Raw genomic sequence first — 24,294 nt, 5'->3', positions numbered from 1 at the left:
TGGTTCATTTATAATAGATAGTAACATTTAGTATATATACAAAACATAATCGTGTAGTTAAGTACAAATTCGTGGGAAGGAGTGCAGATATGTTTCATACAGATCGTTTACAAATTCGCAAATATACAATGGATGATTTACAGTTCTACGCTTCACTATGGGGAAATGAGAAGGTAATGCGCTATATTGGAAATGGGACGTTAAAAACATATATGCAATGTAAAAAAAGTTTGGAGGAGTGGGTGATTCCGAGCTATAAAAACGGTCTCGGTTTATTTGTATTGATTGAAAAGGAAACGGGAATACGAATTGGTCATGCAGGACTAGTAAAGCAGCAGATAGGTGGAAAAGAAGAAATTGAAATTGGTTATTGGTTACTACCTCAGTATTGGGGAAAAGGGTATGCGAAAGAAGCAGCAGCAGCGTTTCGAGACTATGGCTTCCAAGCGTTACGAATGAATAAATTAATTTCGCTTATTAATCCGGACCATCCCGCCTCAATATTTGTTGCTAGAAAAACAGGGCTTAGTTATGAGAAAACAACTTCATTTCATGGGATGGATGTACTCGTTTATTCCATTAAGCGCGTTCGATGAAAAAAGGTAAATTGCATCTTTTGAAGAATGGTATATAAAAATAAAGGGGGGATTACATGTATATTTACCATAATGGACTTATTATTCGCGAGGGAACGAATGGTGTGCCAGCATATGCAATTAAAGCTTTGTTCGAAGATGCCGGTTGGAGCAATGATAATATCCCTTCTTGGCAAATTGAAAAATTCACGATAGCATTTGAAAATTCAACATGGGCATTCACAATTTGGGATGAAGAAGAGATGATAGCCATGGTTAGAGTCATTTCTGATGGAATCATGGTCGCGAACATAGTAAATTTAGTTGTGAAGTGTGAATATAGAGGGAAGGGATTAGGTAAGAAGCTTGTCGCCCTTTGCTTGCAAAAACTGCCACACGGTGACTGGTTTGCGCATACATCTGCAAACAATTTTGATTTTTATAGAAGTTGTGGTTTTGAGGTGAGAGAGTTATCAAGAAATGGAACATGCGCTTACTATGGATATCAAGTTGCAAAAAAAGATGGTCATCGGTAAATGAGCGAAAAAAAAGAAAGAGTACAGTTATAAGTATTTCTAATTCTTTTTGTAATAGAAAATGAACTGAGGCTCATTTTATGATAAAATGAAAGAAAATTCTGTTTATTATTAGGGGGATAAAAATGAGTATAAAAGTTGGGGATGTATTTAAATACGAAAGAAGATTTACTGAGGAAGAGGTTTTTGAATTTGCAAATATTACAGGAGATAAAGGTAGGCATCATATGGAATATGATGAAAATGGACGTTTAATGGTTCATGGTTTATTGACTGCTAGTATTGGAACGAAAGTAGGCGAAGAATTACATTACATAGCAAGAGAATTAGTAAGTGAGTTTATTAGACCGGTTTTTACAGGAGATACGATCACTTGTGAATTAACTTTAACAAATATTGAACAGATGGAAGGATACAAAAAGGTTTCAATCGAGTCAGTTTATCGCAATCAACACGAAAAGACTGTACTAGTTGGGACAAGCTATGGCGTTATAAGGGGATAAAAAAGAAGCCTGATTTACAGGCTTCTTTTTTATTTAATAAACACGTTTTCGATTTTCTGCATGACTAGAGATGAGTAATAATGCAGTTTCTTCTCCTATATTGCGAACGATATGAGGAACACATGCATTCCAGGAGAAAGAATCCCCTTCCTCTACAATTGCAATATCTTCTCCATGTTGAACTTCTAGTTTTCCGCGTAATACAAGATGACATTCTTCCCCTTCATGGGCATTTGGTGTATTTTCTTTCGGAAACCCAGCAGGAATTTCTACGAGATTTAAGCGAAGGCCACCTTGCTCTGCAACATGTTCAATTCTTTGTTCATCTTTTCCGTATACACTGTATTTACGCTCTACCTTTTTGACAACTTTCAACCGATCTTTTTGTTCTAATAATAAATAGGGAAGGGGAACGTTTAAAAAATTGGAGATCGTTTCTAAAGTTGAGATAGATGGCGATGTTTTATTATTTTCAACCTGACTCATAAATCCTTTAGAAAGACCTGTTCCCTCACAAATTTGTGCGATTGTTATGCCTCTACGTTGACGAATTTCACGTATTGCAGAACCAATATTCATAAAATCAAGCTCCTTTTTGTAAACAACTATTTGTATCATAGCAAAAAAAATATATTTTTTCCCAGTGAAAATGAATTGACGAATAAAAAAAATTAGTGTATGTTTTGTAATGTAAATAAAAGTTTTGTATAAGAAAACTATAAAGGAGAGAAAGAAATGAATCAACATATCGGTAACTTAATTATTCGTATCGTGTTAGGGGTAACGTTCTTTATGCACGGTTTAACAAAATTCCAATCGGGGATTGACAATATTGCAGGGTGGTTCACAAGCATTGGTTTACCAGGAGGACTTGCATACGGTGTAGCAACAGCGGAATTAGTTGGGGGTATATTGTTAATTCTAGGTTTAGGTGTAAGATATATTGGATTATTATTTGCACTTGTTATGGTTGGAGCGATCGTAAAAGTAAAATGGTCAGCTGGTTTATTAGGAGATGGAAAAAATCCTGGCTTCGAATTAGAACTTGCATTGTTAGCAATGGGTGCGTACTTATTTGTTGCGAAAGCAGACGGTTTTGTAGATAATTTTTTAAAAGAGAAAATGTCAAAGAAGAACTAATTTAAATGGGAGGCTAACAAGATGAGTTTTCAACTTCATCCCGATACAACACTTGATGTTGTTCATTTATATGTATCAAATATAAAGAAATCACTAGAGTTTTATACAGAAGTACTAAGTATGAAAGTACTAAAAGAAGATGAAATGGTCGTTACATTTGGGAATGAAAATAACGAACCACTCCTTATCATTGAAGAAAAGAAAGAAGCATTACCAAAGCAAAGAGGGAGAACGGGTTTATATCATTACGCAATTTTATTACCAAGCAGACAGGATTTAGCGAATATCCTTCGCCATCTTGTAGAAATGGTATATCCGCTGCACGGCGGAGCTGACCATTACTTTAGTGAGGCCCTTTATTTAGCTGATCCAGATGGAAACGGGATTGAAATTTATCATGATCGCCAAAAAGAAGTTTGGCGTGATGAGAATGGAGAACTACCATTTGTTAGTAACCCGTTAGCTGGTGAAGAATTATTGCAGCAAGGAAGTGCATGGAATGGCTTTCCAGCTGGTACTGTGATGGGACATATTCATTTCCATGTAGCTGATTTGGAAGAAGCAAAACGTTTCTATGTGGATGGTCTTGGCTTTGAAGTAACGATTCCAGCTCGTAATGGAGCGTTGTTCGTATCGGCAGGTGGTTATCATCACCATATCGGTTTAAATACGTGGCAAGGTGAAGGAGTACCACCGCAAATGCCAAATTCCGTTGGCTTGAAATATTTCACAATTGTACTAGCAGACGAAAAACAAAAAGAGCAAGTATGTGAAAGTTTAAAAAATATTGGCAAGATTGCTACGTATAAGGATGGAATATTACAAGTTGAGGATCCATTTGGACATTGTATCCATTTCAAAATAAAAGGAGAAGCCTAAAAAGGCTTCTCTTTTTTACTTTCTTATAATTGCTTTTTCGTTTTGTAAAAATAGTTCATCAAATTGCTTGGCAAGCTCAAAATCTAGTTTCGTTAAACCTTTCGCATTCCAAGATGACAAAGTAATAATAACTGCTTTATACTGGATAAGGATAAATGGATGGTGATTATGTTCTTCTGATAGTTTGGCGGCTTCAGAGACAAATTCGACTCCTTTTAAGTAGTCGGAAAACATATATTTTCGTTCAATCCATTTTTCATCTTTTACCATCCATTTATCTACTTTCAATAACTCCTCTTGAACTTCTTCTTCAGTTAATCGTAGCATCATTTTTCACATCCTTTATATGCAGTAGTGCAAGACCATTGTTAATAAGGCGTGTTACAGCTTCGTCCGTTGTGAAAGTAGACAGTTGTTGTAGTAATGCTGCCGATGTTTCGTGCCCTTTGTTATGTTCTAGAAGTAATTCTAATATTTCAAGGCGAAGTAGCCATTCTTTCGGATACAATTTATTTAATACCTCTTGAATCGCTACTAATTGTTCGACATGCGCGTCGTGTAAAATACCTTTATTTCGAATGTCACGAACTGTTTGATACATACGATCTAGCTCAGTTAATGTGAGAGGTGCTGGAGTTTCTTCTATTTCTTCATCAACTGAGGAAAACGATGCTGCATCTGCTGCTCCTGGGAATACAGAAGTGATCTCTGAACCAACAGCCATATCAAATGCGCCCCATGAAGCATCAAATAATACTCGGGCGTTATAAGTAACTGTGCAATCGATAAAGGAAATAAGAGCAATTTTCTTATCATTTTTTATAATATCTGTTACTGTTCCTTTTACATGAATACCACTTGCAAAAGTAAACTCAGCAGTATTTCCAATCGTAATTCCTAATGATTGTAATTCTTCATCTGTACAATTTTCTAATGCAACATTTTCAGTAAGTAATCCAATTGGTGTTCCAAAGCCGTCACTGTGTACAGCAGTAGAATGATTCGCTAGTTGTTTATTGTGAATTGCTAATGCTGTTGGCGAACTTGTTCGCATGTAAATCAATTCACCTGCATCGTTTTTAATTGTCTCGGTGAATGTACCTGTAATTTGTAATCCACTATTTAGCTCAGCAGTTGCATGATTTTCAGAGCGAATTGCTTTTTCTAAGCCTTCTTTACCACCTGTTTTAAAGGCCATCGTTTCAGCGAATTTCTCAAGTGCTTCTGTTAATTCTTCAAATGATTCACAAACAAATAGTTGTGGTTGCATTTTTGTTACGTCATAAGTTGTTCTTGTACAAGCTTCAATGGAAAAAGGAACTTTTTCTACAGCGTCTGTTAAGCAATGTTTACTTTCACCAACAGAAGAAAGGAGCCCAGCACCGTAGATTTTTGGATTGTCTATATTTCCAATTAAGCCGTATTCTACTGTCCACCAGAAAAGACGTGAAATTTGTTCAGCTTCTGATAAACCAGAAACTAAGTTTTGTTTTTCAATTACATTATTTTCAGCAGCTGCAACTTCTTCAGGTGTAGAAGTCGGGCTTTCTTTTACAATCGTTAATGTACGAACAGCTTCAAACGCCTCATGTTCTTCTTTTGTGGAGAAAGCTTTTGCTCCAATTTGTCCAAATCGTTTCACATATTTTGCATATGTAGGATCAAGCAAAATCGGTGCGTGTCCTGCTGCCTCATGTACGATATCTGGAGCTGGTGTGTACTCGATATTTTCTACTTTGCGAATATCTGTTGCGATTGGTAGTAAACCGTGTCCTTGGAAATCAAAGAATGCTACACCGGGAATAAGTCCATCAATTGTTACAGCTCCCCAGCCGCTTGGTGCCAAACACTCATTCATTTCTTCTACCTTTGGAATTGCATCTATATTAATACCAGATGATTGTAATCCGTTCACATAGGCTGGATGAGCAACGTCTTTTAAGAAACTATGATTTTGTCTCATAATGTAACGCCACACAGCGTGATTCACCGGCGTGTATTGATCATAATGCTGTGTGGATACGAATGGTTTTAAATGCGATGGAATTTCTGTTTTCTTTGTCATTTAGACATCCTCCTTTTTTTCAATAAAATTCAGTATCGGTTTCGTTTAGCTTGTACCACCCCCCTTCAAATTTGTAAGCGCTTATAAAATTTTATCATAAGATTCGGAATTATTTAACATTTGTTTCTGTGAGAAATAGAAAAAGCCCTATCGGAAAATCCGATAGGGGCGAAAGAATCGCGGTACCACCCTATTTGTAAGTGAAAACATACTTACATCTCAATTCATGATAACGGAAAAACTCCGTCTTTTCCTTCATGCGTACAAGCACTACGAAAAAGAAGCTCCAGAATTGTAATTCATATTTATATATGTGCTAATTTCCACCGACCATTAGCTCTCTGTAACAGGGATATAAGATATTACTGCGATTCTTTCAACGCGTATATATGAAATTGTACAAAAGGGAAGGACGCAAAAAAGCCCCTATCGGAAAATCCGATAGGGACGATAAAAATCGCGGTACCACCCTAATTGTAAACAGAAAAATTGTTTACCACTCACTTTAAGATAACGGAAAGATCCGTCTTTCTCTTCATGCATTATGTGCACTACGGGAAAGAAGCTCCAGAATTGTAATTCACGCTTGTATATGTACTGATTCGCACCAACCATCAGTTCTCTGAGACAGGGATATAAGTCGCTACTAGTATTCCTTCAAAGCCGATATATAATTCGTTCAACTAAACTATGTTTTGTATTATAAAACTTTTTTTAAAAGATTGTCAACAATAATTTTATCACGCTATTTGTGGGCAGTAAAACTCCTACTTCAAAATTTGGCCGGAGCAAAGAAGTTAGATGGAAGCCTTACTGCCCGTAAACGTCCGATTGGTGAGGGCTGATTAAAGTTTCACTTTAGTTCACTTCTAAATCAACATTTAAATTAGATGTATTTCCAGCTGCATCGGTTGCAACAATATGAATTGTATTCTTTCCTTGTTGTAATTGATTACGATCGAAATAAATTTCGTAGTTTTTCTCCCAAGTGTTTAAGAATGCACTTTCCCATATACCATTTCCGTTAATTTCATATTGCATTTTCACTGGAATACCAGGTGCAACCCAACCAGATTCTGTCATCCAATCTAGTAGAATATCGTCAACTTTCCCTCTAATTATGAGATTTTCTTGATCAACTTCGTGCGTTAACTTAGGTGCTGTTCGGTCAATAAACACTGCTCCTGTTTGCTTTGTTTCTCCACCAGAGTTAGAAGCAACAGCTTCGATTTGGTATAAGCCATCAGGTAGAGGGGATCCATTAATTTTTGTACCATTCCATTTGAAAGATTTATAACCAGGTGTTTCATTTTTACCTTGATATACCATGCCTTGATATGTCACGCGGTCTTTCGTAATTAAATTAGCATGAAAGGCTATGTCTTCAACTGGTGTAACTAAATAGTAATTGATTAGGTTGTCATCTAGTATTTTGTCATTATTTGGACTGAAAGTAGAATTAACGATTTCAAGGCCATCAATACGCTTGTATTCTTTCGGATCAATGCTAAATGTAAATGGAATACGCATTTCTTCAGTTTTTCCTTGTTCTTTTACATACAGATTTCCTGTATATACGCCTTGCGGTAAGGAGCTATCTACAGTAATAGTAAATGGTTTTTCAATATTACTATTCGGTTTCAAACTAATCGAAGAAGGGAAAGAAGTCTGGATTTTTGTTTTTGTATCTAGTAATTCAATACGAGTTGAAAAGTTTTTCTTTTTGTTAGAAAGATTTTGTAACGTAATATTTTGTGTTAGCTTTACTTTGCCGCTATTTGGTTTAATAAGACCGAAACTTACGTTGTTCGGTTGCACTAACGCATCAGTTTGAGCTGCTTTTGGAATGTTAATTAAACCAGATCCTTGTGCCATAACAGGATATGTAGTTTCATTTACATCTTTTAATGTTTTTGCTGTATTGGCAAGAGATGCTTTCAATTGTTCTGTCGTCCAATCAGGATGCATTTGACGCAGTAAGGCAACGGCTCCCGCTACCTGTGGCGCAGCCATACTTGTTCCGTTGTGAGATTCATAGCCACCTCTTGGTACAGTACTAGTAATTTGTACGCCAGGTGCAACTATATCAGGCTTTATAAGCCAACTGCCTTGTGATGGTCCTCTTGAACTGAAGTTACCAATAAGTTCGGTTTTGTTTGGTTGTCCAATCTTTATATTTTTCTTTCGTTTTGTAATTACATTTTTCAACTCTTCGCCATTTGTATTTGATAGTTGCATAACTGGAAGAGCTATATCTGCACGTTCGAAATATTCTGGCATAATATTAATTTCTTTTTCGTTAGAAATTAGTAGCACGCCGAGAGCACCAGCTTGCTTTGCTTGTTCTGCTTTTACTAACGTACTCGAAGTTCCTTGTAAAACAAGGGCGAACTTACCTTTCACATCTTGTTTAGCGTAATCGCTTGAATTACCGTAGCCAACATATACAAGCTGAGCATCGTTTCCTACTTGGAAGTCTGCTTTTGATAACGGTAATCCTTGGTAAGATTTATTAGAACCAGCTACTTGGAATGTTGGGAATGGAATAGAAACAGTAGATGCACCAACAGAAATGACACTACTGGCATTACCAGGAGCATCAACAGACCAAGGCTTTGGTCCATCGTTTCCATTTGAAACGACTGCAGTAACACCAAGTTTTGCTGCGCGTTCTAACGTCAGTGTTACAGGTTGATCAGGGACATTCAAATCTTGACCGAGAGATAGATTTAAAACATCTGCACCGTCTTGAATAGCACGCTCAATACCTTGAATAATATCATCTGTCGTACCAGTGCCACCATCATTCATGACACGGTAAGCGAGTATAGAAGCGTTCGGAGCAATCCCCTTTATTTTTCCGTTACCAGCAATAATCCCTGCAACATGGGTACCGTGGACATTTCCATCCATCGGATCATTATCTTCATCGACTGTATCGTAGCCACCGATATAATTTGCTTGTAAATCAGGATGGGTATAGTCTACACCTGAATCGATAACAGCGACTTTCATTCCTTTTCCATCAAGCGGTTTGCCAGTTGGATCTTTTAATTTCCAAGCTTCAGGTGCACCAACTGTAGGAGCTCCAACGTTTGGTGTTTCTAAATCCGCAGGGCTTTTTGATGTTTCATGTAACTTATATGTTAAGTTCGGATAAATTGCCTTTACTTCAGGTAAAGAAGCTAAAGCAGCAACTTGATCTCCCGGGATAGAAATAGAGAATCCAGAAAATAACGTACTATACGTTTCTTTTATCTTTGCTTTTGGTGCTTTTTCTTTAATTTTCTTTGTTGTATCCTCTTGTGCTTTTTTTAGTTGTGCATGGTATGATTGCGCATTGCCATTTTTTAAGTCTGGAGCATGCTGAATGTTACTTTGTGAAGCGAGCGGAGCGTGTTGCAATTCTACAATGACTGAAATTTCTTTTGATGTTTTTGTTTCAACATTTTGCGCGATTTTGTTTTCTCCCCATTGTTGAATATTCGCTTTTAACTGTGGACTAAATTGCTTCTCCTTTTGCAGTGATTCAGCATGTGCGCTTAAAGCTCCAAAACTAGAAAAGGCGAGCGCCATACTTAATAGTGTAGATGTAGTCTTTTTCATTGAAACTCCCTCTAATAAAAAGTTCCAATATTCAGAAAAGTTATCTTACATTTTTGTTGTGAAATATAAAATTGAATGTTGGTTAAACTATACTTTCGACATAATTCATACCAATCCTCTTTGAATTAAAAGTTTCTTGGGAAATTTTTTGGAATTATGTCGAATGGGGGATTTTTCACATATTGTAGGTGGGGTGTGAGGAATGCTATGGGGGAAATGGAGGAGTGTTATGAAAAAGGTTGTAGCAAGTGTCATAACAGTATTATTCATATTTTTAAGTTCAATTACTATTACTAAAGCAGAAAATAGTGGGGTGAAAATTGCTTTTATTCGTCATCATGACCTTTGGATTAAAGTTGATGGGAAAGAAAAACAACTTACAAAAGGAGAGAAGGTAACAGGGCCGAAGTGGTCATATGATGGGGAGTGGCTAGCATATGTAAAAGGGAAGAAACAAAGTATTCTTGAGTTATACCGGCTGAAAGATGGAAAGAAAGTTACGCCGTTTCACTCAGAAGCATCGAATTATCAATGGTCACCAACAGAAAATATAATTGCATTTATATTTACAGGTACATTAAATACATTTGATGTAGAAAAAAAGAATGCAGATTTTGAAAATGTATCGGCTGGTGTAGGTGATTATGCATGGTACCCTGATGGAAAGAAGTTTCTTGTATCCTCTGAAGCACACTTACTTCCAACAGGATGGACAGGAGCTCAGCTATATGAAGTGCAAAAAGATGCACATATGAATCCTCACAAAATGAAGCATTTGTATGCATTGCCAAATGAACATGATGATTTTCTAGCGCTAGTTGCAAGTGGGTTTGAGTGGTCACCAGATCGAAAGTGGATTTCATTTTTAGCGGTACCGACAGCTTCATGGTCAGCTGATAGTAATACGCTTTGCTTAGTTCGAGCAGATGGTAGTCGTTTTGAAAAAGTAGATCAAATGTTATTAAACACACAATGGTTCAAATGGGCGCCATCCAAGGATATATTAGCTTATATTGAAGGAAGCGGGAGAGTTGCGTTAGAGAATAAACATTTAAAAGTAAAAGAACTGCCAGCACTTCAGCAGAAAACCTTTACGCCGAAAGGATATGTTGATTGGGATTTTTCGTGGAAGAACGATAAAGTAATTATCGTTTCACGTGCAAAAGAGGCAGGGATAGAAACTCCGCCAGAAAAAAGGCCATTACCGTCTTTATATGAGATTGATAGTACAAGCGATGAACAACATCAAATCACAAAGCCACCTCATAAGCAAGGTGACTATCATCCGATCTTTATGAAGAAGAGCAATCAATTAATATGGATACGTTCAGATCGTAAGAAAGCTAACGTATGGCTTGCCCATAGTGATGGAAAACAGGAAAAGAAGTGGATTGAAAATATAGATGTACCAGAGTGGTATTATGAGAAATGGAATTGGGAAGATGTCATCTCGGTGAAAGAAGAATAAAAAAACTGCCTGAAAGATAATTTTAGGCAGTTTTTTTATCGTTATTTATGTGTTTTATTTGGCTTTTTTTTCGCTGGGTTTCCGTTCCCTTGACGTTTTCTATTTTGTTCGTCTTTTGCTTGTTTTTCATGTAGTGTATTTAAAAAGTCATTTGAGTTACTCATTCTATATCTCTCCTTTCATTTCGTCATAGTTACTATAACCATTTAGGAGGATAATCATGAGTTAGAAGTTAGGCGCTTAATTTTCTACGATAGTATACGTAAAATATTCCATACGTAATAAATAGCATAAGTAAAACTTGTAACTCTACATTTTCTTTTAAAATAGTTGCGCCAGGATCTGGTAAGTAAGGTGATGTATCGCTCGTTCCTAAATCTAACCATTTGTTTAAGAGGTTAATGATACAAAACATGAAAACACCAGACCAGCTTGCAATAATTGCCTTCTGCTTAATTTTTGTTTCCCGTTCATCATCTGTAATCCAAGGATTAGCAGTTTTATCACTATTAAAAAATCCATTTATGTATCCCCATATGCCCATTCCGATAAAGGCGATAATCCATTTCATATTTGTGATTCCCCTCCCTATTGTAAAAAGTATTTGACATATATGATTGTAATATTTTCTAATTAATTATGTCAAATGTTTTTTACAACCAGTTTTTCATATAGCAGGAATAAAGAATGAGATAGGGAAGAAATATGTAAGAGGATTTCATAGTGAGAGGAGGCTGGATATGAAACTCGTCTTTGTTCGGCATGGTGAAGGAGAACATACAAAAGATTTGCCGGCAAGTTTACAAGTGTTGCATCCGCCATTAACGGATGAGGGAAGGGATCAGGCTAAATTACTTCAATGCAATGTGCCATTGCAGGAAACGGATATATTAATTGCTAGCCCTACACTTAGAACTTTACAAACGGCGGCAATATGGAGTGAGAAAGTAGCTTGCAAAAAAATCGTCCATCCATATGTATCCCCACGTATTTTTCCTTATCGAGAAGGAGCGAAAACATTGCCATGTGATCACATAGTAGATCAGGGAATAATAACAAATTTATTTCCACATTTTTCGATAGAGAAAAGCACAAATAAGCAGTTATGGACGGAAGGTATAAATACTATTTCAGAGAAGAGTTTTCAGCAAATAGTAGATGAATTTCTTTTTTGGTGCTATGAGCTAGGCGCTGAAAGAATTTGTATTGTATCTCACGACGGGACAATTACAGCATATAGGCAATATTTACAGAAGGTCGTTTTAACTAGATCTAATTTTTTGCAAGAGACGGGTATATATGAAATGGATGTATCCCTTAAAAGTTTAATTGATGAAATCTAATTATAGGATGGAGGGTGTATGTTGAAGGTTGCACTAGTAGTTGGTTTTAATTCTGATTTAGAGGCGCAATCAATCCGAGCATCGCTTGAATATTTTGGTGCAAGAGTTGTAACATATTGGATTGGTAGACCGAAAGAGTTCATGGATATTCTTTCTGGAAAGGGTTTATATAATGATATTAATTATATTGTCTTTTGCTTTCATGGTGAGGAAGGGAAGTTTGTCATGGAAGAGTTAGGTGAAGATATATATGAACAAAATGAACCGAGGGGGTACTTTGGTGCAGCAGAAATTTATAAATATGCAAAATTGCATAATACACATATTGTAAATAGTGGGTGTACGTTAGGGGAGCAAAAGCTAGCAGAATCTTTTTTACGTAGTGGAGCGAAATCGTATATTGGGTCGATAGATTATGTAGATGGGAATGCAGCACTTATGTTTACAATACGCTTATTTTACGGGGTTATTAACCATAAAAAAACGTTAGAAGAAGCATTTCAAGAAGCGAGGTTAATTGATGAGGAGACACACACATTTCAATTTTATAAATAGTGAAAACGCGTTTGTTCTATATTCGAATAAACGCGTTTCACATTTAACTCACATTTTTTTTACATTTTCTTCAATGAAAACCATTATCACTTGTGGTATGATATGTTCAAGTTTTTACAGGTAATAAAAGTTACTATATAAACGTTAGTTTTTAATGTTTCATACACATGTCACGAATTATTCATAATTAACGTTTGTAAAATAAGTAACTAATGTTATTATATTATCTGTAACTGACTTAATTACAACTTTAGGAGGAAGATATGGTTATTCAATTTTTAAGAGAAAACAAAGCAGTTTCTTTTGTGTTAGCAGTAATCCGAGTGTATCTTGGTTACACATGGTTAATGGCTGGAATCGGTAAACTACAAGGAAAAGGTTTCGATGCAACAGGTTATTTACAAGGTGCAATTGAAAAATCTAAAGGAGCACAACCGGCTGTTCAATCTTGGTGGGCATCATTTCTACAAGATTTCGCAATTCCAAACGTTGATCTATTTAATACACTTGTAACATGGGGAGAGATTTTAGTCGGAATTGGTTTAATTGTAGGCTGTTTAACAAAAACAGCGGTCTTTTTCGGTCTTGTAATGAACTTTTCCTATATGTTTAGTGGGTCAATTGGTGTAAACCCTGAAATGGTTATTTTATCAATGTTCGTTCTAGTTTCTGGTATGAACGCTGGTAAATTTGGAATAGATGGCTTTGTTATTCCGAAAGTATTAGGATCAAAAACTCAAAAACGCCAAAAGCAAGCTGCTTAATATATGAAAGTGGGTATCTCAAAATGAGATACCCGCTTATTTTATTTTTCAAATTGTATCGGATTGTTTTTAAAGAAATCTTTTACATACCCTACAAATTCCTGTGGTTCTTGGCGAAACGGTGCGTGATAACCTTTTTCAATAACATGGAAAGTACTATTTTTTAAGAATTGATGATACGTTTCTCCTTCTTTCCAAGAAACGCTACTATCATTTCTTCCCCATATAATTAAGGTTGGTTGTTTCATTTCATTTGCATTAATTTGAAGACGTCTAGGCCATAATTTCATTTTATTGTAATGCTCTTCATCATTACGCTTGAATTTAACTTTGCTCTCATCATAATCTGCAATAGCAGAAACGGTATTTAAATCAGTCGACAACTGTGGTTTTGGTGAACCTTGTTTATTAACGAATGTATGAGGACCGCCTGTAGCATCAGTTAAAATAAGGTGGGTAACGGCTTCAGGATATAAATATGTTAAATTAAGAGAAATTTCTCCGCCCATTGAGTGGCCCAGTATTGCAAACGAATCGTAACCTAGTTTTTTCATTAATTTATAATACAAATTTGCATGAGTTGGGAAAGAATAGTGAAAATCCATTGGCTTAGATGAGCGCCCGAATCCTAAAGCATCTACAGAAATAATCGTATGATCTTTTGCTAAGTCTGAGTAAATCTTTTGAAAACCATCTGACGATCCTCCAAATCCATGGATCATAAGTAAAGGTGGTTTTTCATTACCAATCTTTTTAAAGTAAATGGTTTGACCATCTATTTCTACCATTTTTTCCTCGGTAGCTAATTTCGCTGTAAGTGTATTTTTAACTTGTTTTACTTGTTCTACTGGCTTTTCTGCTGCACTACATCCTACTAATAGTGTAAGAGTAAGACAACCTACCATAAAATAGCTAAATCGCTTCAATTAGGTGTCCCCTTTCTAACATAACGCTGTATCTATCATAGCAAATAGCATATTACGATTTCCAGGAAGTTGGCTACCATTTTTTATCATAAGAGGTGAAAGGAGCGTTTCTTGGAATTTTTCTGTTTGAAGAAATTTGCGAAATGAAAATTGTGAATGTGGGACATCAATCCTTACTGTGCCATTCCAACATTCACATATGTTTTGTAGTAATTGAATAGCATCTTCTTCTCGTTTGGCGATAAGTGGATTGATACATAATATATTACCTTTTTGTATGCATAAGGAAAAAGCTTCTATACAGTTACGTCTCTCAATTTTAAAAGAGTGGCTGGTTCTTGGTAATAGTAATGAATAAAGTAAAGAACGATCGGCACCAGTTGTAATTTGATCGAGAGAAATAAGCGATATAAGGTCTTTTTCTTTTACTTGTTGTGTATGAGTGATATGTGTCTTAGTAGTTTGTTTTTCAAAACGATGAATCGTCGTTACTGTTTGAAATCCGCATGATGTATAAAGAGGCTCGCCAGCTTTTGTTGCAATAAGTGCAATTGGTTGTTTTAGGTGAGTGTGTTCTAAACAGTGATTAAGCAAAATACGCCCGATGCCTCGGCCTTGAAAAGTAGGATGGACGATTAACATACCAATAGTAGAAAAACTATTTTTAAAAGGAAATACCCCTCCAGCTGCAATCAGTTTATTTTCATACATATAACCGATAAATGTGCCGAGAGAAAGATACATTTCGAATTGCTTTTTCATAAATGCCTTATCTTGTAACCATCCAACAGCTTTGCAAAGGTCGAGTAAATCAAAAATGAAAGATTCATCTAGCTCTATTGTTTTCATAAATGTTCACCACATTTCTATTAATTTTCATGAAAGTAGATTGAAAATGTTAAATGAGAGATTTACGTTACACGAAATCCAACTGGTTTATATTTCGATTGTAAAGGGGAAAATCGTTGATATGAATAGACAAAGTTATACAAATTATAACTGATATTTACATAAGTTAACAAAAAATTTACATATAACTAATTTTCTCTTAATAGTCTTCCATTAAATTTGATAGTGGGAAATGAATAACCTAATTAGGGGGACAAGACAGTGAAAAAGTTTGTGAAAAAAGCATGGCCATTTGCAGTTGTGGCGTCGTTAGCAGTTACTTCGGTGGCAACATGGAATTTTACACGTTCTAGTGAAGTAAATGCGGATGAGAACGGAAGCAATGCAAAGATTAAAAATGTTATTGTGTTAATTGGAGATGGTATGGGTCCTTCATATATGACAGCTCATCGTTATATGAAAGATAATCCAAAAACATTCGAAATGGAATCTACAGAGTTTGATAAACATCTTGTAGGAACACAAAAAACATATCCGGAAGATGAACATGAAAATATCACAGACTCTGCATCAGCAGCAACAGCTATGTCAGCAGGAATTAAAACATATAATGCGGCCATTGCAGTTGATAATGATAAAGCAGAAGTGAAAACTGTCCTTGAACAAGCGAAAGAAAAAGGGAAATCAACAGGATTAGTTGCTACTTCTGAAATTACACATGCAACACCAGCTGCGTTCGGTGCGCATGACATTAGTCGTAAAAATATGGACGCAATTGCAAATGATTATTTTGATGAGAAAATTAAAGGGAAGCATAAAGTAGACGTTATGCTTGGCGGCGGTGTAAATAACTTTGTTAGAAAAGATCGCAATCTTACAGAAGAATTTAAGAAATCTGGTTATAGCTATGTAACAGATCGCAATCAATTGTTAAATGATAAAAATGATCAAATTCTTGGTTTATTTGCGCCAGGTGGTTTAGATAAAATGATTGACCGTACCGATAAAACACCTTCATTAGAAGAAATGACAAATGCAGCAATTGAGCGTTTGAACAAAAATAAAAATGGTTTCTTCTTAATGGTTGAAGGAAGTCAAATCGACTGGGCTGGACACGATAATGATATCGTTGGTGCAATGAGTGAAATGGAAGACTTTGAAAAAGCATTTAAAGCAGCGATTGAGTTTGCGAAAAAAGATAAAAATACGTTAGTCGTTGCAACGGCAGACCACGCTACTGGCGGATTATCTTTAGGTGCGAATGGTGAGTATAACTTTAAAGTAGATCCAATTAAAGCTGCAAAACGCACACCAGACTTCATGGCAAATGAGATTGCAAAAGGTGCAAATGTAGAAGAAACATTGAAAAAATATATTGATTTACAATTAACACCAGAAGAAATTAAAGCGGTAAATGATATTGCTCCTTCAAAAGATGTAACAAAGATTGATAATGCGATTGAGGATATTTTCAATAAGCGTTCGGTTACAGGATGGACTACAGGTGGGCATACAGGGGAAGATGTAAACGTATATGCATTTGGCCCTGGTAAATACTTGTTCTCTGGCGTTCAAGAGAATACAAATATCGCTAAACGTGTCTTTGATATTGTTGGCGGTGGCGATCCGAATAAAGGAAGACGCTAATTATAAATGAAAGTGAGGCGAAATGCCTCACTTTTCTTTTTAGGAGATGGGAAGATGGGGGCTTTTTTCAGAGGGATAGGATCCCTTCTAATAGGTGTATTATTGCTAGTTGGATGTCAATCCAAAGAGAATCAGATAGAAAAAAAATCTACTACTACAAAAGCTGAGGAAAAGGTACAAATAACGAAAGAAGAAGAGAAATCGATTCAAGATGTTATGGAGAAGTTTGTACGGACGACAAATGAAAAAAATCTTGCTGAACATATGGAGTTATTTTCAAAGAAGATGCCTAGTGCTGAAGACTTAAAAACACAAAAAGAAGCAGCTTTTCAAAAGGGAAATAAGAAAATTGAATTGGAACATATAGATATGAAAGCTAGTAAAGCAGGGTATGTTGTTGTTGAAACGAAGGAAAAAGAAATAGAGGGGGAGGTCACTCTTCAGAAGAACGTACAGTATGCGCTTGGAAAAGAAGAGGATGGATGGAAAATTGAAGAGGTTCGCATGATAGGGAAGAAATAAAGTGAAATTTTAATTAGGAAGTCTTACTACCCGTAAATAGCGAAATAAAAAAGGTTCTCATTGGAGAGAACCTTTTTTATAGTGGTAACATAATTTGATTTGAACATGCTTCAATATCATCAATATCTTGGCGAATGGTTGCCATTTTATTATCAAGATCTTCAGCTTTCATTGCTGCATCGTGTAGTTCATCTTTTAAATACTCAGGTATTTTCCCTTCATATTTATAGTAAAGTTTATGTTCTAAACTTGCCCAAAAATCCATAGCAAGTGTACGTAACTGAATTTCTGCAAATACATCTTTTGTACCAGAATTCAGTGATAAAGGATATTTAATAATCATGTGTAAACTTTTATATCCGTTTCCCTTTGGATTAGCGATATAATCTTTTACTTCAATGATTTCCATATCTTCACGCTTTTGAATAACATTTTTTAAATGATAGATATCTTCTACGAAGCAACATGTAATACGAATGCCGATGATATCTTGTAAATGAGTTTGGGCATTTTCAACTGTTGGTAATAAATTTTTACGCTCAAGCTTTTTAATAATACTTTCAGGTTGTTTTAGTCTTGTTTTTATATGTTCAAACGGGTTGTAATCCTCTAAAAATTGAGCTTCCCGGTTCATAATTTCAAATTTAGTTTTTAACTCTTCTAAAGCAAATGTATATGGTAGTACAAAAGCTTTCCAATAGTTAACTGTTGATTGATTATATTCCATTTATATACACACCTTTTCCAATTTACAAGCGAGGTTGTTATTATACTAAATACCAAAGCATATAAGCGCAAGCAGCAAATGATGAGATCATAAAACGATATTTAGTTTTCATACTTTCAACTCCTTTCGAGTAAGATTCTATATAAATAAACGTGATTGTTAATAAGTTCACTATGTATAATTCTTATAGTAATAGATTCGTGTGAATTTCGTATGAACTAATTGTTTCAGCTTTTTGTCTTTTTTTGTGAAGCATCATTATTATCCATAACTTAAAGTGTTTTCATTTGATTTATTTTATTATATAAATTAATGTATGTTTGAATTTATGATTATTAAGGGGGCTATAAGGTGAACTTTGAAGAATTAGCAATTGCTAGACGTTCTGCAATGAAATTTGTACAAGAAATAGAAATCCCTGATGAGGATTTTAAAAAAATATTTGAGCTAACAAAGCTTTCTCCATCTTGTTATAATTTGCAACATACACATTATGTTGTAATTCGTGATCAAGAGCGCAAAGAAAGATTAAAAGAGTTAGCTTTTAGGCAGTATAAAGTATCAAGTGCATCTGCAGTAATACTTGTTTGTGGTGATAAGAGAGCATATCAAAATGTCGAAAATATTTATTTCGGTATGAAGGTTTTAAAGATGATTGATGAATGTGAGTATGAAGATACAATTAGGCAAACGAAAGGGTTATATGAAGGAAAAGGAGAACGCTTCATGGAAGAGGAAGCGATTAGAAATGCTTCGTTAAGTGCGATGACTTTTATGTACGCAGCTAAATATTATGGCTATGATACGTGTCCGATGATCGGTTTTGATGAAAAAGCAGTACAAAGTGAATTAAATATGCCGGAGCATGTAGTACCTGTTTTAATGATTACGATAGGAAAAAGTGATACTACTAAAACTCGCCCACGAGGATATCGAAAACCGATTAGTGAGTTTGTTACATACGAAACATTTTAATACAAGGTATAGATTACTTAAACAAAAGGGTTCTATTTAGATCCCTTTTGTTTTGCAATTGACAAATAGAATGAAGTTATATAATATATAAATCGTAATCATTACGTTTTAGTTTGCGATCTTTAAAAGAAAGGAGAATTACAAATGCGTGTAAATATTACATTAGCTTGTACCGAGTGCGGTGATCGTAATTATATTTCTAAAAAAAATAAACGAAACAATCCAGAGCGCATCGAACTAAAAAAATATTGTCCACGATTAAAGCGAGTAACGTTACATCGTGAAACGAAGTAGAAGACTAGAGATATCTCTAGTCTTTTTTTGTTTATATTTCTTTGGTTTTGTTTGTTATAATTACCTTAAATTGTAATAAAGGGAGCGGTATGATGAATCAAAAAGATAAAGAAAGAAAAGAGCAAGTGGCTCATATTATTGACATTTCAGATGATTATAGTCTTGTTGTAGATGATCAAGAAGGTGTGGATGACCCATATCATCTATTATGGTGGGAACATAAAGCGGATGAGGAGAGAACAATACAGATTACACTGAATAGACATACCGGTAATTTAATTGACTTTAGGATAGAGGAGGGAAATTCTATTTCGAGCGGCAAGGAAGCGATAGAGGAGAATAAAGCAAGAGGGATTGCAAATGTATTCTTAAAAAAATATATAAAAGAAGGATATGAATTTTATACATATGTAACTGTTAAGGATAATTGGCGCGGTTGGAAAGAAGTAAATTATATGCAAGAAGTGAATAGCTATCCATTGCCGAATACAGGGTGTGTCGTGCGAGTTCATCCTTCAGGTAATGTTGTACATTTTCGTTATAATGGACAAAAAGCTATCGAGAAAAAACCGTTATGGCCAAGTGAAATTGTTGAGGAGAATGTCGTTTTAGAAAATTTGAAAGCTAGACAAAATATGAGACTTGTATTTGTAGATTTAACACACTCTTCATGTGAGTATGAAAATGGAAAAGAAGTAAAAGGGTACCATCTTGTATATGAACCAGAACCTAGTCATGCATCTATTAATGCAAGTACGGGAGAAGATTTGTTTGGATCAGAACATTATAAATTACCGCCGACAGTAGCTGTTGAAAAAACAAAAAAAGGTAGCCGGCAAGGTGACATATTCGAATTATTTGGCTGGGATAAAGAAAGTTTTATAAAAGTAGATGAGACGGAAAATGATGATGAAATAAGGATGAAATTTGTTCCGAAAGAGGAATTACAAAAACAGAAAGAAGAACAGAATCCATATTTAATGAATGAATTCTTTAAGAAGCATTTACCGATGTTAAAATATAATAATTTAATTGGCATTACGGTTGATAAATTAACCAGTGAATTAATTGGTTTTATAAAACTGACAGAAGATAAAGAAGCAAAGCAAATACTGTCTAGAGAGGAATGTTTACAAAAAGCAATTCAATTTTTAGAGCGAGTGATTCCGGATATCACACAATATCTTCGCCTTTGGGAGGAACGTGAAGAAGCAGAAGATGGGATTGAAAGATTTAACTTTTCCGTATATGTGAATGGTATTCCGGCAGAGTATAAGCACTTTATGATCAACATCAATGCAGAAAATGGTGCAGTGATACACTACTCTGGAGAGTCTAGCAAATTTATAAAAGGATTACTTGCATATGAAACAACACCAAAAGTAACAAAAGAAGAAGCGTTAGAAATATACAGAGAGGCTATCCGAGTTAAATTAGAATGGTCTATAGATCATGACGTAGAGGAAACGGTATATCAATTGCTGTATAAACAAACAACGGATGAAAATTATAAAGAATTCTTCGACTGTAGTCGAGAAATTCGTTATATTGATGCGCATACTGGGGAGAAAATTTGGAGTAAATACTAGTAAAAGCCAATCGATATGTATCGACTGGCTTTTACTATGTTCTTAGAATTATTTATTAATTGCCGTTAAGTGGTTGAAGAATACCATCTTGAGCTTTTGACCAATCATATAGGTTTCCATCAGATCCCACTGCAAAATTTAGAGCACGTGAGTTCTCAGGAGATTCGCGTCCATATAAAACGTCGTATAGTTTAATACCATTTATTGTGCCAATTAGTTTGTCTTCGCCGGAGCCGTAACGAATTTCATCTGAGCGAGCTCCCATTCTTTTTTCTAGAACTTTTATAGCATCTTCACTTGTGAATGTAATAGTATCAGTTTGTTTATTTGGTTGCTTAGCTGGTTGTTGTTCTTTTTGTGTGTTTTTAGACTCTGCTTCAGGTTTTGTATTATTTTTAACTGTGTTGTTATCTTCATTTTTTTTGTTGTTTTCAGTAGTTGCTTTGCTCTCAGTTTTTGTATTGTTTTTAGGTGTTGCATTGTTTTCATTTTTTTTGTTGTTTTCGGTAGTTGTGTTGTTTTCAGCTTTTGTGCTGTTTTTAGCTGTTACGCTGTTTTCATTTTTTTTGTTGTTTTCATTTTTTTTGTTGTTTTCAGTAGTTGAGTGGTTCTCAGTCTTTGGCTGGTTTTCAGTTTTTACGTTATTCTCGTTTGTTGCATTTTCCTCAGTTTTCACACTGTCTTCATCTTTTTGTTTATCTTCTGTTTTTGTGCTGTCTTTTGATGCTGCAGTATCCTGTTTAGTCGTTTCAGGTTTTGTGGGCGAAGTTTGTTGTCCGCAAGCTGACAGTAAGAAAAAAGATAGTGTGAGTACTACTAGTTTTGTTATTTGTGAAGTAAAGTATTGCATGAAAACACCTCTTTCAAAATTTTGGAACTTAACATATTGTAATACATTGGAAAAAATATTCAAGGTATGAAAGACTTATTTCGTTCGACAAAAAGCTAAGGATTCCATATTTATATCGTACAGACACAAACAACCTCACGCCCACATACACATAGTAAAGACCACTATTTTGGCGGGGGTGAAAGGTTTGAGTCTATTCGCCGCAATTGGATATATGGTTCGAGAAGTGTTTGTCTTTGTTTCTTATGTGAAGAATAATGCGTTTCCGCAGCCGTTATCATCAGACGACGAGAGAAAGTACTTAGAGTTAATGGAGCAAGGTGATGCTCAAGCGAGAAATCTTTTAATTGAACATAATTTACGGCTTGTAGCTCATATCGTTAAAAAATTTGAAAACACAGGAGAAGATGCAGAAGATTTAATTTCGATTGGTACAATTGGGCTTATTAAAGCGATCGAGAGCTATTCTGCAGGAAAAGGCACAAAACTTGCGACGTATGCAGCACGCTGTATTGAAAATGAAATTTTGATGCATTTACGTGTACTGAAAAAAACGAAAAAGGACGTTTCACTTCATGATCCAATCGGGCAAGATAAAGAGGGGAATGAAATATCGCTTATTGATATATTAAAATCAGAGTCTGAAGATGTAATTGATATGATCCAGCTTAGTATGGAGTTAGAAAAGATTAAAGAGTATATCGATATTTTAGACGAACGAGAGAAAGAAGTGATCGTGAAGCGTTTTGGACTGGGGCTTGATAAGGAGAAAACGCAACGAGAGATTGCAAAGGCGCTTGGTATTTCCAGAAGCTACGTATCAAGAATTGAAAAGCGCGCTTTAATGAAAATGTTCCATGAATTTGTAAGAGCGGAGAAAGAGAAAAAAGCGAAAGAATAATGTACATTGCAAGCAGCCGTATTTTAAAATTGGCTGCTTTTCTTTTTGTAAATCAGGAAAGAAAAAGAGTTGTGTTCAGAAGAAATCCATGTTCACTGTTGAAAATGACGGATTCTATCTGTAATATTAGAGGGTGCTAAACAATTTAAGAATAATACCATACTTAGTCTTCCGCATGTATAATATGGCAGTTCTATATGATATGTGGGAATAAGAACCAGTTTTACATATGATATAGAAGGAAAAGAAGGGGAAGCTAAAGTTATAGACTGATTAGGAGGTTTCGCAATTTGCGACGTACATTATATCGACTTATGATCGAACTTACAAATGGTCGTTTTACTTCTTATATATTACGTAAATTTGCACAATCTCGTTTGAGCTCTATCATTATTCCATCGTATGCGAAAGTTTTTCGAATTAATCAAGATGAGATGGAAAAGGGTTTGAAGGAATATAGAACATTGCATGAATTATTTACACGTAAGCTAAAAGAAGGAAAGCGTAGTATTGATACAGATACATTGAGTATCGTTAGTCCTGTTGATGGTGTTTTTGCTGATCACGGTCCTATTGAGGACACGAAAACATTTGATATTAAAGGCAAGCGTTATTCGATTGTGGATATGCTAGGTAATGAAGAACGTGCAAAGCGATATGCTGGTGGTACATACATGGTTATTTATTTAAGCCCAAGTCATTATCATCGTATTCATAGTCCGCTTTCTGGTTCTGTGACTGAAAGATTTGTACTCGGTAGAAAATCATATCCGGTAAATGCAGCTGGTATGGAATACGGGAAAGAACCATTGTCAAAAAATTATCGCTCTGTTACAGAAGTAAATAGTGATGGTGAACATATGGCGCTTGTAAAAGTAGGAGCTATGTTTGTTAATAGTATTGAGCTGTTACATGAAAGAAGTACTGTTCAAAAAGGTGAAGAAATGGCATACTTTACATTCGGTTCAACAGTTGTGTTATTGTTTGAAAAAGATATGATAGAAGTAGTACAGCATTTGAAGAGTGGACAAGAGCTTCGTCTTGGTGAAAAAATTGCTACTCGAGTGGCTCATAAGTAAAGAAAAGATTTTATAATTGTAAGCAAGAGTTATGGACAAAGATGCTTAATGATGAAATTCCCTAGATGGGAGTACTTGTTTATTCGAGAGCCATCGCAGGATGGCTCTTTTTACAAGTTAGCTAATGAAAATTTTACTTTAATATATAATCAAGACGATTTGACAAGCTTGTCCTCTAATGAGCGTCTAATCATTTCTTGTTTTATAAGTAAAATGAAGTCGGGATTTAATTTTAGTTCTTTTGCTTTATAATAAGACTCAGTGAGTAACTCAGTAGATAACTGTTCCATATGTTTTGTTTTCAAGGTGAGTCACCTCCTAATAATATAAGGATTGATTCGTTGTTGCATTTAATGTACCAAAAAAATATGACAGTCACAAACGGGTAGTTATCCACACACCTAAGTGGATAAAGTGTGTATAGATTGTTAGTAAATTCCAAATTAACTGAAAAATTAATGTGGAAAATGTGTACAATTTTATCCACAGGTTATATATCGA

General features: G+C 35.2%; 27 protein-coding genes and 2 other annotated features. Of the genes, 16 read left to right on the top strand and 11 right to left on the bottom strand.

Annotated features, from left to right (window positions below):
• Positions 1 to 89 precede the first annotated feature (89 nt).
• The 3 genes from ACXY7N_RS12790 (at position 90) to ACXY7N_RS12780 (ending at position 1,614) form a co-directional block, all read left to right on the top strand.
• Complete coding sequence (locus tag ACXY7N_RS12790; protein WP_016086198.1) at positions 90 to 596, top strand: GNAT family N-acetyltransferase; 507 nt, start codon at positions 90 to 92, stop codon at positions 594 to 596.
• Between the two features lie 56 nt (positions 597 to 652).
• The gene (locus ACXY7N_RS12785) at positions 653 to 1,111 is read left to right on the top strand and encodes a GNAT family N-acetyltransferase (protein ID WP_016086199.1); all 459 of its coding nucleotides are present in this window, start codon (positions 653 to 655) and stop codon (positions 1,109 to 1,111) included.
• Positions 1,112 to 1,236: 125 nt separating this feature from the next.
• The gene (locus ACXY7N_RS12780) at positions 1,237 to 1,614 is read left to right on the top strand and encodes a hotdog family protein (protein WP_000025009.1); all 378 of its coding nucleotides are present in this window, start codon (positions 1,237 to 1,239) and stop codon (positions 1,612 to 1,614) included.
• 33 nt (positions 1,615 to 1,647) lie between these two features.
• Here the strand turns inward: ACXY7N_RS12780 and ACXY7N_RS12775 are convergent, their stop codons facing one another.
• Positions 1,648 to 2,193, bottom strand: a complete 546-nt coding sequence (locus tag ACXY7N_RS12775; RefSeq protein ID WP_001020700.1) for a helix-turn-helix domain-containing protein — start codon at positions 2,191 to 2,193, stop codon at positions 1,648 to 1,650.
• 156 nt (positions 2,194 to 2,349) lie between these two features.
• Here ACXY7N_RS12775 and ACXY7N_RS12770 point away from each other — a divergent pair, with 156 nt between their 5' ends.
• Positions 2,350 to 2,754 carry a DoxX family protein gene (locus ACXY7N_RS12770; protein WP_016086200.1) on the top strand — a complete coding sequence of 135 codons (405 nt, stop codon included), beginning with the start codon at positions 2,350 to 2,352 and terminating at the stop codon, positions 2,752 to 2,754.
• A gap of 21 nt (positions 2,755 to 2,775) precedes the next feature.
• Positions 2,776 to 3,633, top strand: coding sequence for a VOC family protein (locus ACXY7N_RS12765; protein WP_016086201.1), 858 nt, complete (start codon positions 2,776 to 2,778; stop codon positions 3,631 to 3,633).
• Between the two features lie 15 nt (positions 3,634 to 3,648).
• Here the strand turns inward: ACXY7N_RS12765 and ACXY7N_RS12760 are convergent, their stop codons facing one another.
• The 3 genes from ACXY7N_RS12760 to ACXY7N_RS12750 form a co-directional block, all read right to left on the bottom strand.
• A complete protein-coding gene (locus ACXY7N_RS12760) occupies positions 3,649 to 3,963 on the bottom strand; it encodes a 4a-hydroxytetrahydrobiopterin dehydratase (protein ID WP_016086202.1) in 315 nt (104 codons plus the stop codon).
• Entirely contained in the window at positions 3,944 to 5,698 is a 1,755-nt protein-coding gene (locus ACXY7N_RS12755; protein ID WP_016135352.1) for an aromatic amino acid hydroxylase, read from the bottom strand. Before ACXY7N_RS12755 ends, ACXY7N_RS12760 begins: the two co-directional genes overlap by 20 nt.
• 161 nt (positions 5,699 to 5,859) lie before the next feature.
• Positions 5,860 to 6,087: a binding site (T-box leader), on the bottom strand.
• 51 nt (positions 6,088 to 6,138) lie between these two features.
• Positions 6,139 to 6,368, bottom strand: a binding site (T-box leader).
• A 188-nt stretch (positions 6,369 to 6,556) separates the two neighbouring features.
• Positions 6,557 to 9,304, bottom strand: a complete 2,748-nt coding sequence (locus ACXY7N_RS12750; protein ID WP_488592424.1) for a S8 family serine peptidase — start codon at positions 9,302 to 9,304, stop codon at positions 6,557 to 6,559.
• Positions 9,305 to 9,533: 229 nt separating this feature from the next.
• On the opposite strand from ACXY7N_RS12750, the gene ACXY7N_RS12745 reads away from it, so the two are divergent.
• Entirely contained in the window at positions 9,534 to 10,772 is a 1,239-nt protein-coding gene (locus tag ACXY7N_RS12745; protein WP_016086205.1) for a TolB family protein, read from the top strand.
• Between the two features lie 41 nt (positions 10,773 to 10,813).
• Here the strand turns inward: ACXY7N_RS12745 and ACXY7N_RS12740 are convergent, their stop codons facing one another.
• Positions 10,814 to 10,936: a DUF4023 domain-containing protein gene (locus ACXY7N_RS12740; protein WP_000071864.1), complete on the bottom strand. Its 123-nt coding sequence runs from the start codon at positions 10,934 to 10,936 to the stop codon at positions 10,814 to 10,816.
• Positions 10,937 to 11,004: 68 nt separating this feature from the next.
• Positions 11,005 to 11,343, bottom strand: coding sequence for a hypothetical protein (locus ACXY7N_RS12735; RefSeq protein ID WP_016086206.1), 339 nt, complete (start codon positions 11,341 to 11,343; stop codon positions 11,005 to 11,007).
• A gap of 169 nt (positions 11,344 to 11,512) precedes the next feature.
• On the opposite strand from ACXY7N_RS12735, the gene ACXY7N_RS12730 reads away from it, so the two are divergent.
• From ACXY7N_RS12730 to ACXY7N_RS12720, 3 genes are all read left to right on the top strand, one after another.
• Positions 11,513 to 12,115, top strand: coding sequence for a histidine phosphatase family protein (locus ACXY7N_RS12730; protein WP_088084358.1), 603 nt, complete (start codon positions 11,513 to 11,515; stop codon positions 12,113 to 12,115).
• An 18-nt stretch (positions 12,116 to 12,133) separates the two neighbouring features.
• Complete coding sequence (locus ACXY7N_RS12725) at positions 12,134 to 12,670, top strand: delta-aminolevulinic acid dehydratase (RefSeq protein ID WP_088084357.1); 537 nt, start codon at positions 12,134 to 12,136, stop codon at positions 12,668 to 12,670.
• Positions 12,671 to 12,933: 263 nt separating this feature from the next.
• Positions 12,934 to 13,434 carry a DoxX family protein gene (locus tag ACXY7N_RS12720; protein ID WP_000236600.1) on the top strand — a complete coding sequence of 167 codons (501 nt, stop codon included), beginning with the start codon at positions 12,934 to 12,936 and terminating at the stop codon, positions 13,432 to 13,434.
• A gap of 41 nt (positions 13,435 to 13,475) precedes the next feature.
• On the opposite strand, the gene ACXY7N_RS12715 is transcribed toward ACXY7N_RS12720, so the two are convergent.
• Together ACXY7N_RS12715 and ACXY7N_RS12710 are read right to left on the bottom strand one after the other, a co-directional pair.
• A complete protein-coding gene (locus ACXY7N_RS12715; protein ID WP_016086209.1) occupies positions 13,476 to 14,360 on the bottom strand; it encodes an alpha/beta fold hydrolase in 885 nt (294 codons plus the stop codon).
• A 15-nt stretch (positions 14,361 to 14,375) separates the two neighbouring features.
• Entirely contained in the window at positions 14,376 to 15,209 is an 834-nt protein-coding gene (locus ACXY7N_RS12710; RefSeq protein WP_016135348.1) for a GNAT family N-acetyltransferase, read from the bottom strand.
• A gap of 261 nt (positions 15,210 to 15,470) precedes the next feature.
• On the opposite strand from ACXY7N_RS12710, the gene ACXY7N_RS12705 reads away from it, so the two are divergent.
• Together ACXY7N_RS12705 and ACXY7N_RS12700 are read left to right on the top strand one after the other, a co-directional pair.
• On the top strand, positions 15,471 to 16,856 hold the full coding sequence (locus ACXY7N_RS12705; RefSeq protein ID WP_016086211.1) for an alkaline phosphatase: 1,386 nt from the start codon (positions 15,471 to 15,473) through the stop codon (positions 16,854 to 16,856).
• Between the two features lie 54 nt (positions 16,857 to 16,910).
• Entirely contained in the window at positions 16,911 to 17,378 is a 468-nt protein-coding gene (locus tag ACXY7N_RS12700) for a hypothetical protein (RefSeq protein ID WP_016086212.1), read from the top strand.
• Positions 17,379 to 17,454: 76 nt separating this feature from the next.
• Here ACXY7N_RS12700 and ACXY7N_RS12695 read toward each other — a convergent pair whose 3' ends face one another.
• Complete coding sequence (locus ACXY7N_RS12695; RefSeq protein ID WP_016086213.1) at positions 17,455 to 18,105, bottom strand: GTP pyrophosphokinase; 651 nt, start codon at positions 18,103 to 18,105, stop codon at positions 17,455 to 17,457.
• A 351-nt stretch (positions 18,106 to 18,456) separates the two neighbouring features.
• On the opposite strand from ACXY7N_RS12695, the gene ACXY7N_RS12690 reads away from it, so the two are divergent.
• From ACXY7N_RS12690 to ACXY7N_RS12680, 3 genes are all read left to right on the top strand, one after another.
• Positions 18,457 to 19,080: a nitroreductase family protein gene (locus tag ACXY7N_RS12690; protein WP_016086214.1), complete on the top strand. Its 624-nt coding sequence runs from the start codon at positions 18,457 to 18,459 to the stop codon at positions 19,078 to 19,080.
• Between the two features lie 144 nt (positions 19,081 to 19,224).
• Positions 19,225 to 19,374, top strand: coding sequence for a 50S ribosomal protein L33 (gene rpmG / locus ACXY7N_RS12685; RefSeq protein ID WP_001265617.1), 150 nt, complete (start codon positions 19,225 to 19,227; stop codon positions 19,372 to 19,374).
• Positions 19,375 to 19,466: 92 nt separating this feature from the next.
• Positions 19,467 to 20,963: a YcdB/YcdC domain-containing protein gene (locus tag ACXY7N_RS12680; RefSeq protein WP_116363330.1), complete on the top strand. Its 1,497-nt coding sequence runs from the start codon at positions 19,467 to 19,469 to the stop codon at positions 20,961 to 20,963.
• Positions 20,964 to 21,018: 55 nt separating this feature from the next.
• Here ACXY7N_RS12680 and ACXY7N_RS12675 read toward each other — a convergent pair whose 3' ends face one another.
• Entirely contained in the window at positions 21,019 to 21,813 is a 795-nt protein-coding gene (locus ACXY7N_RS12675; protein WP_116363329.1) for a hypothetical protein, read from the bottom strand.
• Between the two features lie 187 nt (positions 21,814 to 22,000).
• On the opposite strand from ACXY7N_RS12675, the gene sigK reads away from it, so the two are divergent.
• Positions 22,001 to 22,714 carry an RNA polymerase sporulation sigma factor SigK gene (gene sigK, locus ACXY7N_RS12670; protein ID WP_000051382.1) on the top strand — a complete coding sequence of 238 codons (714 nt, stop codon included), beginning with the start codon at positions 22,001 to 22,003 and terminating at the stop codon, positions 22,712 to 22,714.
• Positions 22,715 to 23,004: 290 nt separating this feature from the next.
• On the top strand, positions 23,005 to 23,793 hold the full coding sequence (locus ACXY7N_RS12665; protein WP_016086217.1) for a phosphatidylserine decarboxylase: 789 nt from the start codon (positions 23,005 to 23,007) through the stop codon (positions 23,791 to 23,793).
• 149 nt (positions 23,794 to 23,942) lie between these two features.
• Here the strand turns inward: ACXY7N_RS12665 and sda are convergent, their stop codons facing one another.
• The gene (gene sda, locus ACXY7N_RS12660; protein WP_000850097.1) at positions 23,943 to 24,098 is read right to left on the bottom strand and encodes a sporulation histidine kinase inhibitor Sda; all 156 of its coding nucleotides are present in this window, start codon (positions 24,096 to 24,098) and stop codon (positions 23,943 to 23,945) included.
• Positions 24,099 to 24,294: the final 196 nt, after the last annotated feature.

Source organism: Bacillus sp. 5w2, assembly GCF_054353775.1.
This window is presented reverse-complemented; position numbering and strand designations above follow the sequence as displayed.